We start from the raw sequence: 15,452 nt of genomic DNA, 5'->3' as shown, positions 1-15,452 counted from the left end.
CAAGACAACCCGGTCACCGACAAACTCTGGATGCACCGGGTTCCGACCGGTGCATCCCGATGTTGCCGGTGATGCAGGTAGGGCGCGTCCGTCCCGGCGCGCCGCCGGAGCATGATGTTTTGCATCCAGTGGGCGGCGGGCTGGGACAGGCCCGCCCTACCAACAACATCGGGATACACGGGGTTCCGACGCTAATCACGATTCGTCCTTTCACCATCGCGGCGGGGACACTACAATCCCGTCATGCCCCGGCGAATAGCCTTGCTCGCGCTCTTCGTGATCGCCGCGCACAGCCTCCTTGCTGCCGCGGCCTCAGGGTCATCGGCCTCGCATTGGGCCTTCGCTCCTCTTTCCCGCCCCAAGCCGCCGACCGCCGACCCAAAGGATCGAGACCCCATCGATGCCTTCATCCGCGCGCAGCTTCGGGAAGCAGGATTCGAGATGTCTCCGGAAGCGGACCGCCGCACGCTGTTTCGCCGGATCCATTTCGATCTGCTGGGTTTGCCCCCGGAACCGGAGGAGATGGAAGCCTTCGTGCGGGATCCGCGTCCCGACGCTTACGAAAGGCAGATCGAACGATTGCTCGCCTCGCCCCGATACGGGGAGCGCTGGGGCCGGCACTGGCTCGACGTCGCTCGCTACGCGGACACGAAGGGCTACGTCCGGCTGAAGGACAATCCGTCCTACGTCGGTGCCTGGGCCTACCGGGACTACGTCATCCGCGCCTTCAATCACGATTTGCCCTACCACCAATTCGTTTTGGAACAAATGGCCGCCGACCGGCTGCCTTCGCGCGATCCGGGCGCGCTGGCCGCGCTTGGCTTTCTCACCCTGGGCCAGCGTTTCATCAACAGCCGGCCTGACATCATCGACGACCGCATCGATGTGGTGACGCGGGGCATTCTCGGGCTGACCGCCTCCTGCGCACGCTGCCACGATCACAAGTATGATCCCGTCAGCATGGGGGAGTATTACGCGCTTTACGGGGTCTTCGACAATTCGATCGAGCCTCGTGTGCCCCCGGTCGCAGCGCGCGACTCGGACCTTCCCGACGGCTACTTGCGGGAATTCCAGAAGAAACAACGAAAATTCGAAGAGTATCTCCGGACCAAGCGCGATCAATTGAGAAAGAGTTTTCTGGAGCGCGCCGAGGAGTATTTTCTCGCGGCGCAAGCCGAGAAGGTGCAGCCGAATTTTCTGCCGGTCATGTTCTTGATCGATGCCAAGAAAGATCTGAATCCCGTCATGATTCACCGGCTGGCCTTGTTCCTGGCCGCCACGCGCGAGGGCCAACATCCGCTCATGAATCTTTGGCATGAAACGGCCGGGCTTCAGGAGTTTGAGTTTGAGTCGCGCTCGCTCGGAGCCGTCGAAAAATGGGCCGCCTCGTCGCCGACGACGATGGGGGTTGTTCTCGCCGCCTGGCGCAAGGAGCAACCCCGGCGGCTGGCGGATGCGGCCCGCGTTTTCGGAGATCTCTTGCGTCAGGCCGACCCGCGGATGCCCGATCGAGACGCGGCGCCATCTCAGCCCGGTCCGGAGTGGGCTGCCTTCGAGCCTTTGTTGCGAGGTCCCCAGGCGCCCTTCGAAGTGCCTTGGGACGATCTCGAAGACTATCTTTACGTCGATGCCACGACGCAAAATGAATACCACGAGCAGCAGCGCGCGATCGAGGATTGGATCAGCTCGAAAGGGCTGGCCCCTCACGCCCACGTTTTGCAGGAAGCCGCGGTCATTCGCGAACCGAGGATTTTCCGTCGCGGCAACGCCAGCGAGCCCGGATCGTTGTCGCCGCGCCGTTTTCTGTCGGCGTTGAGCCGCGGCACCCCAGTGGGCCTTGATCGCGGCAGCGGCAGGCTGGAGTTGGCGCAGGCTCTTGTCGATCGCTCGAATCCTCTGACAGCAAGGGTGATGGCCAACCGGGTCTGGCTGCATCACTTCGGCGCCGGCCTGGTTCGAACTCCGGGTGATTTTGGCACGCGGGGAGATCCGCCCACGCATCGTGAGCTCCTGGATCATTTGGCGGTGCGCTTGATGGATTCCGGCTGGTCCATCAAATCCCTTCACCGCGCGATGGTCCTTTCCACCACCTATCGCCAGTCGAGTTTTGAATCAAAGGCAGCCTTGGAACGAGATCCTGCGAACCGCCTTTTTGGGCGCATGAATCGCCGCCGTCTCGATTGGGAAGCCATGCGCGATTCGCTTCTGGCGGTCGCCTCGAACCTCGAGGACCGCATGGGCGGACCTTCGGTCATCCTGTCCGGAAACAAACCCGCCCGCCGCCGGGCGGTTTACGGTCGCATCGATCGACAGAATATTCCGGGTGTATTTCGAGCCTTCGACTTCGCGGCGCCGGACGCCTGTTCCCCCCAACGCCACCAAACATCCGGCGCACCCCAGTCCCTTTTCCTCATGAACCATCCCTTCGTCCGGGAACAAGCGCAGAGCCTCGCCCGCCGGATCGAACGGGAGGCGGGCGGCGCAATCCGCATTCACGATCGCGTGCGCCGTGCCAGCCTGATCGTCTTCGGACGCGACCCCACCCCCGGTGAAACGGCTTGGGCGGTTGAATTTCTGAAGCCGGAGGAAGGCGGGGACCTCGCCGCGCGCTGGGATGATTACGCTCAGGCCTTGATGCTCTCGAACGAGTTTGCCTATGTGGACTAATCGAAATCGTTCCCGAAGGCAATGGCTGCAACAGAGCGGCCTGGGACTTGGCCTGCTGGGGTTGGCGGCGATGCTCGGCACCCCAAGTGTGAAGGGCGATCGAGACCTGAATGGCCCGCTCGCCTCAAGGCCGCCGCAGTATCCCGGACGGGCGCGGCGCATGATCCACCTCTTCATGAATGGCGGACCGTCGCATGTGGACACTTTCGATCCCAAGCCGGTGCTGACACGTTTTCACGGACGTCCGCTGCCGGTGTATGAGCGCACCGAGCGCAAGACAGGCGCGGCTTTCGGATCGCCCTTCGCCTTCCAGCCCCGCGGACAAAGCGGGGTCGAGATCAGTGATCTTTTTCCTCAGGTCGCCCGTCATGCGGACGACCTCTGCGTGGTGCGTTCCATGCAGGCGGATGTTCCCAATCATGAGCCGTCGTTCCTGCTCATGAATTGCGGTGACAACCGGCAAGCGCGACCGAGCCTGGGTTCGTGGCTCACCTATGGGCTCGGCGCCGAGAATCAGAATCTTCCGGGATTCGTGGTCATGTGCCCGGGAGGCTACCCGACGGTGGGGGTGCAAAACTGGCGTTCGGCGTTTCTCCCGGGCGCCCATCAGGGCACTTACCTCGACACCAAGGAGCGTGAAGTGGACAAGCTGATCGAGAACATCCGCAACGACTTTTTGAAGCCCGGGAGGCAGCGCGCCCAACTGGATCTGCTGAAGAAGTTGAACGAGAAACATCGGGACGAGCGGAACGGCTCACCCGAGTTGGAAACCCGCATTCAGTCCTACGAACTCGCCTACCGCATGCAGATGGAGGCCACCGACGCGTTCGATCTCGGACGCGAACCGTCGTGGGTGCGAGAGGCCTATGGAGAGACGGTTTATGGGAGGCAACTCTTGATGGCGAGGCGGTTGTTGGAGCGCGGCGTGCGCATGGTTCAAGTTTGGCAGGGTGCCGGGCAACCGTGGGACGCCCACGATCAGCTGGAATCGAACCACCGGAATCTGGCCAGGGAATGTGACCAGCCCATCGCTGCGCTGCTCGCGGATCTCAAAGCCCGCGGACTGCTGGAGGACACGCTGGTCCTGTGGGGAGGCGAATTTGGCCGGACCCCCACGATGGAGATTCCCACGCCGGGGGTTTCCAGCAAAGGCCAGGGCCGCGACCACAACCACTACGGGTTTTCCATGTGGCTGGCCGGAGCCGGGGTGCGCGGCGGCCATGTCCATGGCGCGACCGACGAACTGGGATGGAAAGCCGTGGAGCGCGTCACGCACGTTCATGACTTGCACGCGACCATTTTGCACTTGTTCGGTTTTGATCACGAGAAACTGACCTACCGATTCGCCGGGCGCGATTTCCGCCTGACCGATGTGCGTGGCCATGTCGTGCGCGAGATTCTGACTTGATTCGCTCAGGCGTCCCCAACCTGGGAATGTCTTGCCATGAAAACGCATCTTCCAGTTCGTCGCCGGCCGGCCGGGGGCCATCGAGCGTTTGGGTTTTACCCCCGACTGACCCGCCGACGATTGCTCCAGGCGCTGGTCGCGGCTTCCGCCGGGTTTTCCCGGCCAGGATTCTGGGCCGAGGCCTTGACGCTCACGCCCGCCGTGGGTCAAGGCCCATTCTATCCTTTGCCGCAGAACATCCCCTTGGACAAAGACAACGATCTCGTGAAATTGAACGATTCGTTGACCTCCGCCACGGGCATCGTCACCTACGTGCGGGGCCGAGTGCTCGATCGATCCGGCCACCCCGTGCGCGGGGCCCTGGTGGAACTTTGGCAGGCCGATGCGGCGGGCCAGTATCTTTACTCGACGCAGGGGGTGCGCAATCCGGCCATGGACCCAAACTTTGCCGGGTTTGGGCAATACCTGACGGGTTCGACTGGGGAGTTCTTATTTCGCACGATCAAGCCGGGCCTTTATCCCTCACGCGCGCGGCACCTCCATTGGGGCATTACCTTGCCCGGCCAGACGCGGAGGACCACGACCCAGACCGGATGGCGCGAGGTGGCTCTGGATGCCCAGGGCCATCGAGCTCCGATGCAGAGTGAAAACGATGGATTATTCGGATCCATCCAGGATCGAGCGCAACTTGACTCCATCCTGCTTCAATTCTCGCGTGTGCCGGGATCCAGCGCGGGAGAGGAACAGGCCGTTTGGGATTACGTCAGCGGATTCACACCCTTGGAACCGTCCTATCCCGAGCCTGGGGGCTTGGTCGTGCGAGGGGAACGTTTGGCCAACCGACGCTTCCGGATCACCTTCCGCGCTCAGGCGGGGTACAGTTATGAAGTTTACGGCAACCCTGCGATGGGCGCGCTGAGTTGGGCGGCGCTGCCCTTCGCGCTGAATGAAGCAAGCCAACCCGACCGCAATCTTCATACCGCGGGCACGACGGGCAGGCTGGACCTCTACGTTCAGACTCCGCCCGAGCGAAGCTTTTACTTCGTCGCTTTCCGCTTGCCCGGAGCGAATCTCGGGACCCCTTGATGCGCGGGGAACTCGCGGCTAATCGCCCAAACGAATCCACGCCTCGTTGAAGTGGGCGTGCTTGATTGATTTGAAAGCCCGCTTGCCTGAGGCATCCGGCGCGATCTTTGCCTCGTCGAGGTGGAAACTGTAACTGGCGTGCAGGCTGCCATCCCGCGACTGGATGATGCTCGGGTAATGGTAGCGGTCATCTCCCGGACGAACGGGCTCCAGGTGCCGCTTCCACTTCCAGGTGCGCCCTTCGTCGTCGGACAACGACACGGCCAGGCTGTAACGGCCCCGTTCGGTGTCGTTGTTGATGAGGACCCAATGACCGTTGCGCAGCCTGATGATTTCGGCGCCTGTGCCGGAATTCGGGTGCGGGCTGTCGGTGACCGGACTCCACGTTTCGCCGCGATCGAAGGACTCACTTTGCAAGAGACGCTTGGGCGGTGGCCCGTTGTCCCGCATCAGCGTGTAGAGCGATCCGTCGCGTCGTTGCACAATGCTGGGCTGGATATTGCCCGGCCCACAGAGCGGCGCGCTCGTGTGCCAGGTGCGGCCCCAGTCGTCCGAGATGGCCATCATGGAAAAGGAAAAGCCGTCGGAATAGAGCGGCACGATCAAGCGTTGGCGGTCGAGCACGAACGGATGCGCGCGAGTCATCCAACCCAGCCGGCGGGTCAGCTTGTCGGCCGCCTGGGTCTGCAGGCTTTCGAGAAACCGGGCGGCGCGCTCGGGGTTTTCCGCCGCCCAGGGTTCGGACGGATAGCGGATCTTCATTTCGGCGACGTATTTTTCAACGGAGGCCGCGAAGGCGTCGGGTGGTGTGACATGCAGGACCTCTTGCCGGTCCCATCGAGGCGGCCCCGGGCGGTGGTAATCCGAGGAGACGAAGTACTTCATCAGCGCCGATTCCCACTTGTTGGCGAGGATGGTGGGCCAGAGCAGCCAGAGCCGTCCTTCGGGGTCGATGAACATGGAGCAATTGGTATCGGGATAGCCTGGCGTATCCGCCATGGTAAACCGGGAGCTCCAGGTTGACTTGCCACGCTTGAGCCTGGCGCCTTCGATCTTGACGTCATCCGCTTGCCGTTCACCTGATCCGTTGAACCAACACACCAGGAGATCGCCTTTGGGAGTTTCCACAATGCAGGAACCGTGGTTGTGCCAATGTTCGAGCGGAAAAATAAGCTCTGCCTTGTGAAACGGCGATTCCGAGTGCAAGGCGAACCCTAACGCGAGCCAAACCGCGCCCAGCGCCACCCGCGAGAAGGCTCGAAGCGGGGCGGTCCAGCTCGAGAAATTCACCCTCGTCCCAGGGATGGATAGGCCACCAGTCCAGGGAAAGAGGGATGGAAAAATCCGATGCTTCATGGGTGGGAGGGTTGCCAATGCTCGTTGAAGAATCCAGCCTCAATGATCTTTCCGGGCCAACGGGATGTCGCCGGTGTGGTGATATCCACCACCGCCCAGTCAGGCAGCTTCGCGGTCTGCCGGGCGTTGTTGAGATAATCGTATTCGCGGAACGTGAATCCGCTGTTCAGCACCACGTAGCGACGGGGATTGAGCGGGTTCGGATAGACCAGGATGGGAGCCAAAGCATTCCCGTCGAACCGACGCTTTCCCACGGCCAGTGAACCGTTGGACCAACGGAGGGGCAGTCGATCCGCCACGCGTCGCACCATGTCGTTGTTCTCCGCGTCGCCCCAGACAATCAAGTGATGAGCCGCGATGTCGGCCTCGGTGACTTCCACATCCTTCTTGAACCGCGCCACACCTCGAAACTGCCGCCGCCAATGCTCGCGAGCATGTTCCATCTCCCGCTCGGTCCAGGCATCCATGCCGGGCACGGACGATTTGCCCGTCGGCCCCACCATGAGAAAGGACCCCATGAAGGCGTCGTCGATGGGTCCCTGCAAGCCCGGACGCTTGCGCAAGGCCGGAGCCACCACGGCGGCCTCGGCGAGCCCTCGTCCGGCGCGAAGGTTTCCTTCGGAGTCTTCGCTCACCTGCACCCATCGCGATCCCACCTTGCGGAACTGCGGAGTCCAGGATCGATCCGAACGGGGTCCGTCCACCTCCACCACCTTTCCATCCAAACGGAGGCGAATTTTGTGTCGAGGGTCGAGCGGACATTGCCCGGCCTCGAAGAGCAGGCACAAACCCGTCACATTCGCGGTGCGGATCTCAACCTGATTCCGCTCCACCTCGAGCTCGGCGTGGATGTTGGCTCTTTCCCAGTGCCGTTCCAATCCTTCCGCGCGGACCCAATACATGCGGGGATATTGCAGGGTGAACGTGGTGAGGCTGACGGTTCGAGGCACCGGATTGCGCCCTTGGTGCATGATGGAATCCAACCGGCGTTCGATTTCGACTTTGCTTTCGGCGTGGTAGCTGTGGCCGGTTTTGGGTCCGATCAGATGCACCAGATCCAATCCGTTTGTTTTCATCGCGGCGGCCATCAGGTCGGCCGCTTGTTTCTGGCGGTCGTTTTCGCCGCTGTAGGCGACGGTGGGGAGGTGGACCAGGTTGGCGGCGTACTCCGTGGCGTCGTACCAGCGCCACAACTTCTGTTCCCACCACATGGGCTTAAGCTGTTCTTGTTGAAAGACCTTCAGGAAATCAGCGGTCTCGGAAAATCCAGCTCCCGGGGCGGCGGCGGCCCAGCGCCAGGCATGGTGCGTCGCAAACTGCCAGCAGGCGGCTCCCCCCATGGAAAATCCGCGCACGGCCAGACGATTGTCGTCGATCGGATAGAACTTGCGGACGTGATCGAAGGCTTCGAACAAATCCATCTCGCCGGCGAAGCGGTTCGCGTTGCAATAGCGGCCGTAGAGGTGAAGCACGATCGCGCGGGCGGGTGTGAACTCTCCCGGATTCCTCAGGCGCTGGGTGATGAAGGCCAGCTCGGAAAGCGTTTCACCGCGCCCGTGAAACCAGAAGTCCAGCCGCCAGGGCGTCACCGGCACCTGAGGGACCACGAGTCCGTAAGGCTGGACCGATCCGTCGATGGCGGAACGGTAACCGCGCACGACGAGGCCGGTCGCCTGGGTCCAGGGAGCGCGGCCCTGGCGCAATTGGGCGAGCCGGTCGCGCGCGATGAGGAGCGCGTCGTGCGCCTCCCTGACCTCGTTGGTTTTGAAGAACTCGCCGTGCTGCAGCGCGTCGCCCGCGGCCTTGACGAAGACCTCGACGTCGGGAAGCAGCGACAGCAACGCGGGAGATTTTTCAAGTTCCTTGCGCGCGAAGTTCAGATCGCGGTCGAATTCGCCGAGGACGGCCTGCAGCTCCGTCTTTTGAAAACGGGTCAATTCCAGGCCTGGAGGGGGGATGCGCCGGACCTTGTCCGGCAGGTTGTCCGCCGGTCCGTCGGCGAGAAGGACGTGGGGGATCCACAAGCAAGCCAAGGTGGTCATGAGCCGCCGGAGGTAGTGCATGCCTGTTGCTACCGGAAGGCGGCGCTCACGGCAAGATTGACTCCCGGGTTGGCTTCGAGTCTAACCCGCGCATGCCAGATTGGTTGTCGATCGTGTTGCTGGGGATCATCGAAGGCATCACCGAATTCCTCCCGATATCCTCGACCGGACATTTGCTCATCGCTCAGCGCTGGCTGCCGCGCCAGTCCGACTTGTTCAACATCTTGATTCAAACGGCGGCTGTGATGGCGGTGCTGCCCCTTTTTCGCGGGAGGATCCTTTCCTTCCTCACCAAGGGACGCGAGCCCGCCACGCGTGATTATCTGTTCAAGGTCGGGCTGGCCTTTTTCATCACCGGGGTGCTGGGGTTTTTTCTGGACAAGAGCGGACTGCAGTTGCCCGAAAAGCCGGGACCGGTGGGATGGGCCTTGTTGATCGGCGGGGTGCTTTTCCTGGTGGTGGAGTATGTCGTGCGCGACAAGAAACTGGGGGAGGACATCACCTGGACCATCGCCATCGCGGTCGGTTTGGGGCAGGTCTTGGCGGCCGTTTTCCCCGGGGCTTCGAGATCGGGCACAACGATCCTGGCGATGCTGTGCCTGGGATTGAGCCGTCCGGCGGCGACCGAGTTTACTTTCTTGGTCAGCATCCCGACGATGATGGCGGCAGGCGGAGTCAAATTGCTGAAAGCGGTGCGGCACTTGGATGCCAGCGCGGCTCCTGAGCACTGGGGTCATCTGGCGCTGGGGTGCGTGGTGTCGGCGATCGTTTCGTTCATCGCGGTGAAATGGCTGCTACGGTTTGTGCAGAGCCATACTTTCAACGGATTCGGCTGGTACCGGATTGTGTTGGGCGCGATCATCCTGCTGTGGGTGGGTGACTGATCGGGGTGAATCCTACTCCAAGCCGCGTCCCGCAGTTCTCATGTTGACTGATCAAGGTAGGGCGCGCACTCCGCTGCGCGCCGAAACCGGGTGTCTCCAAAGGCGGCGCGCACGGAGTGACGCGCCCTACCCACCGAAATGAGAACTGCTGAGCCGCGTCTCGCTTTCTTTGACAGCCGGGTCTGAAGCAGTAAAATAAAGTTTTTATGTCTGACAACAAGCGTTCTGGCAAATTGAGCAAGATCCTCGCCTTCTCCTTGGGCGGGGTGGCCGTGCTTCTGGTGGCGGCTTATTTCGTGGTCACCAGTTCGGGCTTCCTCAAGTCCTTCATTTTACCCAAGGCCAGCGCCGCCCTTGGCGCCACTGTGGATGCAGAAGAAATTGCCCTGAGCCCGTTCTCCCAGGTGACTCTCAAAGGATTGAACCTTAAGACGGTGGGAACCGAACCCCTGCTCAAGGCCGATCGGGTTCATGCCCAGTACGACCTGCGCGCGATTCTCGGCGGTGAAATCAAGGTGTCCGAAGCGATCGCCGAAGGCGTCAAGATTCGGATCGAGGAAAATGCGGATGGCACCCGCAATTGGACCCCCCTCCTGAAATCCGCGCCAGGCTCCGGATCTTCCCCTCCGCCTGCCTCCACGGCTCCGCCCAAGCTGGACATTGGCAGAATTCAACTTTCCAAGCTGGATTTCCAGTACACCCAGCAAACCCCTCAAGGGACACGGCAATTCTCGCTCGGCGGACTGGAACTAAAGACGGGCGCTCTGCGCAACGGCCAGGCGCTCTCGGTCGATCTCGGAGCCGCACTGGCTGCTTCCGTTCCGGCACAAGGTTCGAATGCCCCCGCCGGATCCCTGCGCGCAGCATTGAAAACAGTTCTGGAAATCTCACTCTCCCCCGATCTCCAACTGGCGGGCGCCAAGGCTAGCCAATTCAGGCTGGCGATCGAAGAAGCCGGCGGCGCCTTCGCCGAACTCAAAGATCTGCAAGGATTGGTCAATTTGGATTGGACTCCGTCCGAAATCAAACAGCTCGCCTTGAAGTTCAACCGCGGCGGAAACCGTCTAGGCGAGATCGAAGTCGCCGGCCCTTTCAAGTCCTTCGAGCAGGAAGGCAGGCTGGCTGTCCAGGTGCGGGGCATTGGCCCGGACGTGATCCGGCTGGCCACCCTGGGGACCGGGATCGATCTCGGGAAACTCACGCTGCAAACCACCAACGTGATTGAAATCACGAAAGGTGCCCAGACGATCTCTATCGAAGGCCTCTTGGGCGGCAAACAACTTGCGGTGTCCCACGCTCAGTTCAAATCGCCGGAGCTGGACGTGCTTCTGAAGTATCAAGCCCGGCTGGATCAGGCCAAGAAACAGGCTGAAGTGCGCGCGTTCCAATTCGAGGCGACGCAAGGGGGCGCTCCTGTTGCAAGCGCTTCTCTCTCGCAACCCATGCTCCTCGATTGGGGCCAGGGCGGCGGCGCACCCTCGGAATCCTCCTTTCAAATGAGCCTCACGGGATTGCGGCTCGTCGATTGGATGCCCGTGGTGACCACCAATTCCCCGAACGGCCTGCTTTCCGCGGATGTGACCGTGCGCAGCCGGCAGGCCGGCAAGGACATTGCGTTTCAAGCTCAGCTTCGAGGGACCGAACTCGTTTCGCTGGTTCCCGGACGCCCGGCGCCGCCGGCGTCCTTCACCGTCACGGCATCCGGAACCGTGAACGACTTCAAGGCCATCGCCGCCACCAATCTCGGCCTGCAATTCGCGTCGGCAAATCTTCCCGCTTTGTCGGTGTCGGGAAAAGCCAGGTTCGACACCGCGACGCAAGCGGCAGCGCTGGACGCGGACGTCGAGGGTTCCCTCGCGCGACTCACTCCCTGGATTCCTGTGGATGGCTTCGATGTTCGGGACGGCACCACCCGATTCAAACTCCACGCCGAACAATCCGCGGTCACCAACCAAGCCGCGCCGCGGCGTTCGATCAGAGTGGACGGCACGGCCGAGCGGCTCCATGCCCGGTTCAAGGACTTGAAAGTGGAGGGCTGGTCCAAGACCGCCATTCTGGATGCGGTGATGGAAGGAGACATTCTCAAGGTGAACCAACTGCAAGCCCAGCTTGGCACACCCTCGTCCAAGATTCCCGCCACGTTCGGCGTGAAAGGCCAGTTCGATTTGAAAACGGGCGAGGGCAGCGCCAAGACCGCATTCTCTCGAGTGTCTCAGGAGTTTCTCCGTCCGTTCATTCAAGGAACCGCTTTTGGGTCCAACTTGGTCACCGCCGAACTGGAAGGCGAAGCTCACGCGGAAATCAACCCCAAGAGCGCGTCCAGCTACAAAGGCCGGGTTTCCGCCACGAATGTCGTCGTCCATCCCTGCGGAGACGCCAGGAACTCCAAGGCTCTGGCGCCGGTCCTCGTCTTCGACGCCTCTTCCAAAGGCGTCGTCCACGAAATCAACACGTTGATCCTCAATCTGGGTTCGACGGCGCGGGTCCCGAAGAACGAGATCGAGGTGCGCGGCAAACTGGATCCAAGTGATACCAACCGGCTGAAGGCCAATCTCGACATTGCCTCTTCCGCCGTCGATTTGACCCCTTGGTACGAGGCTCTTGCCGGGGCGCCAAGCTCCACCGCTCCGCCAAGCCCGGCCAAGCCCGCCGCCACCGCTCCCGCAACGGAACCCGCGGCAGTGCAGACTCCGTTTCAGCCCGCTCAATGGAACATCCGGTTGGGCAGGCTCTTCTTGGGCGAGATTGGGTTGTCGAACATGGTTTGCCAGGGAGAGATCCAGGGCGGCAAGGTTTCGATCAAGCCCCTCCAATTCGTCATGAATCGGACGACCAATGCCTTCAGCGGCGACATCGACATGGGAGTGGCCGGTTATCGCTACGACCTTTCGCTCCGCGCACCGAGCCTGGCGCTCGAACCCTTCGTGAACACGTTCGTTCCGAATTATCGCGGACAATTCCAGGGCAACCTCATCGCCAACGCGCAGGTGAAAGGAGCGGGCACCACGGGAACGAATCTCCGAAAAAGCCTTGGGGGCCAGCTCGGCGTCAGCGTCACCAACGCTAATCTTCACATCGTCAGCCCGCGTTTGAAGGCGATTCTGACTCCCATCGCCATCGCACTGCGCCTGGGCGATCTCTTGAAATCCCCACTGCAAACCCTCGACTTCCACACCGATTTCTCACAAGGCCGGATTCTGGTCAAAGAAACCTCCGTCCGCAGCGAGATGTTGCAAGCCCGCTCCACCGGCACCATCCCGATCGCGGATGATCTCAACCAGTCACCCCTCCAACTGCCCGTGGACGTTTCGCTGCCCCGAGGGATCGCGCAAAAAGCCGGCCTGCTCCCCGAGGGCACGCCCGAAACCAATCAGTGGGTCGCTCTGCCGCGTTTCGCCACCGTGAAAGGAACTCTGGGAGCCCCTGAAACCGACATCAACAAACTCGCCGTATCAGGCATGCTCTTGAAGTCCGTGGCCAACATCCCCGCCATTGCGGGTGAGAAAGCGGGCAATGTGCTCCAATCGGTGGGGAACTTGTTGACCAAACCGGCGACCCCCGCGTCTCCCAATCCGCCTCCGATCCCGGCTCAACAACCACCCCCCGGCCAACGAGCACCGGCTCAGCCGCCCGCACCTCCAGCCGCGCCCAATCCCATTCAAACAGGACTCGATGTTCTGAACGCTTTGACAGGAGGCGCCAGACGACCCGCGAATGTGACGCCTGCTCCCGCCAGCGGAACGACCCCGGCCAAACCAGACACGGCCGGGGAACAACCCCCCGCCCCGAAGCCCAATCCACCGGCTCCACCGAAACCCTAGCCAGCTTGTTTCCCACGCGCACGGAGCACGGCGTTCACGCCGCATCTCCCGATTACGGGTGGCTCGTTTCGTTCCGCTCGGAAATCCGGGCGGATTCCCCTTTCCGGCCCGAAACGATCCAACGCGGTGGTGGTGAGCCCGGCAACGGTTGCGAGAGGCAGCCACAAGCGCCGCCCGCGCCCAGCTTTCCCGCCGGGTCCCGGTGGCGACACCAACGCCTCCACCCCGAGACCGCAAAGAGGCTCGCCGCCGCGGCCACGATCGCGAGCGAAGTCCATTGCTGCCAGTCCATCACGACAGTATGAACCCTTCACGCGAGAAAGGCAATCCAGCCCACCGCAAGGGGCTTCCAAGAACGCCAGTATTGGCTGAGATCCCATCAAAAACGCTCATATCTCCCTTGAAGTCGAAGCGGGTCATTGGTATGGGATAACGCGTTCAACCAAGTTCCATTTCCCATCCGAGCCATATGAAGAAATCTTCCGCGTTCACTGCCTTGAGCATCGCCAGTGTGCTCACCGCTGTTTCGATGTTGTTCGCCGTTTCCTCCGCCTCCGCAGCGAAGGAAGACGCCATCAAAGAAGCTATGAAGACGTTCCACAAAGCCCCGAAAGGCGTGGATCCCGTCTGCAAGAAAGCCGGCGATGGAACCGCCTCCGCGGACGAGTTGAAAAAGCTCGTGGCCTGCTACAAGGAGATGGCCGCTGCCAAGCCTCCCAAAGGCGACATGAGTAGCTGGAAGGAAAAAACAGGCAAGCTGCTGGCGGCTGCCACCGACCTGCAGAAAGGCAAAGAAGGCGCCGCGGCCAAATACAAGGAAGCGGTCAATTGCAAGGCCTGCCACAGCGTCCATAAACCCGACTAAGCCAACCTCGATTTCTCAAGAGCGGCGGGCCGGAAGGTCCGCCGCTTTTTTTGTACCCCCCCATCCGTGGGAGCGGTTGGGGCCGAGTGCGTGAATCATCCTTGGCCTGGCCAGTATCGAGCCATCTTGTCGCGAAGAAAATGGGCGCTTCGTTGGAGTTGTTCCATGCCATCCACCCCGTCCTCAATCGAGATCCAGCCGTTGAATCCCGCCCCTGACAGCCGGCTGAAAATCGCGTCGTAATCATTCAAGCCTTTCCCGATCTCGCCGTGCCGCAACCGCCGGGCATAACCGACGCTGTCCTCTTCCCTGCGCAAATCCTCCAACGTGCCTTCGGCCAAATAGCGGTCGCTGGCATGCATGGTCACCACGCGGTCCAGCACACTTTCCAGCAACTCCAGCGGATCCTCCCCGGCGAGCAGAGTGTTGCTTGGGTCGAAATTGACGCCAAATCGGGGGGATCGAACCCTATGCACCAGCTCGCAAAAAACCTCCATGCGCTGGGCGAACTCGGGAAACTGCCAGTAATTGTCCTTGTAGTGATTCTCCAACACCAAGGTCACTCCGCAGGCTTCCGCCGCGGTGAGGCATTCCGCGATGGCTTCGCTCGCGTAACGCAACCCATCCTCACGAGACACCTCCGGTCGCCGCTGCCCTGACAATACCCGGCAAAAAGATCCGCCCAACGCGGCGCACATTTCAATCCAGCCAATTTCCTTCCGCACCTGCTCGCGGCGAAACGCGGGATTCGGATGGGTGAAGTCCGGAGAGCAGCACAACATCGGAATCGACAGCCCGCGGTCTTCCGCCATGCGCCGCGCCACCGGCCAAAATGAGCGATCCTCCAGCTCCCAAAATCCTGAGTAAAACTCAAGACCGTCAATCGGCAAGGTGGCCGCCATCTCGATCCACTGCCGGACCGTCATGGACCGGTCCACGACCAACGGATCCAGGAATGCTTTAGGAAAAGCAGCGAGCTTTGGCATGAGCAAGCAATCCGGAGAATTCCCGCGCCACCTCCGGGGCGGCTATTTTCCTCCCCGATTCCAATAGATCCGGACGTTCTTGGTGGCGCGGCCGGCCGCGACCACGTCCAACTTTCCATCGCCGTTGAGGTCCCCCAGCATGAGATCCTCGCAAGCCATGGTATTGTCGTCGATCACACTCGTTCTCCAAGCAGCACCGGCGTTGTCGAGCGGGGAGTAGAGGCGGATGCCAACCTTCACCCCGGGCCGGTTCATGGCGCGCCAGCCGACCACCAACTGATCATGACCCAGACCGAGCACGTCGCCACAAGCCACCGCATGGCCGTCCACAATGGTC

9 protein-coding genes are annotated in these 15,452 nt (G+C 61.7%); 6 read left to right on the top strand and 3 right to left on the bottom strand.

Annotated features, from left to right (window positions below; translation table 11 throughout):
* Positions 1-243 precede the first annotated feature (243 nt).
* From FJ404_17220 to FJ404_17210, 3 genes are read left to right on the top strand one after another with little or no spacing between them, the layout of a single operon-like run.
* Positions 244-2,667 (top strand): DUF1553 domain-containing protein, encoded by a 2,424-nt coding sequence (locus FJ404_17220; protein MBM3824599.1) that lies wholly within the window; start codon positions 244-246, stop codon positions 2,665-2,667.
* Positions 2,657-4,075: a DUF1501 domain-containing protein gene (locus tag FJ404_17215; protein ID MBM3824598.1), complete on the top strand. Its 1,419-nt coding sequence runs from the start codon at positions 2,657-2,659 to the stop codon at positions 4,073-4,075. The genes FJ404_17220 and FJ404_17215 overlap by 11 nt, the downstream gene beginning before the upstream one ends.
* 36 nt (positions 4,076-4,111) lie before the next feature.
* Positions 4,112-5,161: a hypothetical protein gene (locus FJ404_17210; GenBank protein ID MBM3824597.1), complete on the top strand. Its 1,050-nt coding sequence runs from the start codon at positions 4,112-4,114 to the stop codon at positions 5,159-5,161.
* 18 nt (positions 5,162-5,179) lie between these two features.
* Here the strand turns inward: FJ404_17210 and FJ404_17205 are convergent, their stop codons facing one another.
* Positions 5,180-6,517 carry a neuraminidase (sialidase)-like protein gene (locus FJ404_17205; protein MBM3824596.1) on the bottom strand — a complete coding sequence of 446 codons (1,338 nt, stop codon included), beginning with the start codon at positions 6,515-6,517 and terminating at the stop codon, positions 5,180-5,182.
* Positions 6,514-8,559, bottom strand: a complete 2,046-nt coding sequence (locus tag FJ404_17200) for a hypothetical protein (protein MBM3824595.1) — start codon at positions 8,557-8,559, stop codon at positions 6,514-6,516. Before FJ404_17200 ends, FJ404_17205 begins: the two co-directional genes overlap by 4 nt.
* Before the next feature lie 92 nt (positions 8,560-8,651).
* Here FJ404_17200 and FJ404_17195 point away from each other — a divergent pair, with 92 nt between their 5' ends.
* The 3 genes from FJ404_17195 to FJ404_17185 all read left to right on the top strand — a co-directional run bounded on the left by FJ404_17195 (position 8,652) and on the right by FJ404_17185 (position 14,129).
* Positions 8,652-9,443 (top strand): undecaprenyl-diphosphate phosphatase, encoded by a 792-nt coding sequence (locus FJ404_17195; protein ID MBM3824594.1) that lies wholly within the window; start codon positions 8,652-8,654, stop codon positions 9,441-9,443.
* Between the two features lie 206 nt (positions 9,444-9,649).
* Positions 9,650-13,264, top strand: coding sequence for a hypothetical protein (locus FJ404_17190; protein ID MBM3824593.1), 3,615 nt, complete (start codon positions 9,650-9,652; stop codon positions 13,262-13,264).
* 469 nt (positions 13,265-13,733) lie between these two features.
* Entirely contained in the window at positions 13,734-14,129 is a 396-nt protein-coding gene (locus FJ404_17185; GenBank protein MBM3824592.1) for a hypothetical protein, read from the top strand.
* Positions 14,130-14,224: 95 nt separating this feature from the next.
* On the opposite strand, the gene FJ404_17180 is transcribed toward FJ404_17185, so the two are convergent.
* Positions 14,225-15,115: a TIM barrel protein gene (locus FJ404_17180; GenBank protein ID MBM3824591.1), complete on the bottom strand. Its 891-nt coding sequence runs from the start codon at positions 15,113-15,115 to the stop codon at positions 14,225-14,227.
* Positions 15,116-15,452: the final 337 nt, after the last annotated feature.

It is taken from the genome of Verrucomicrobiota bacterium (assembly GCA_016871495.1).
Lineage (GTDB): Bacteria > Verrucomicrobiota > Verrucomicrobiia > Limisphaerales > VHDF01 > VHDF01.
This window is presented reverse-complemented; position numbering and strand designations above follow the sequence as displayed.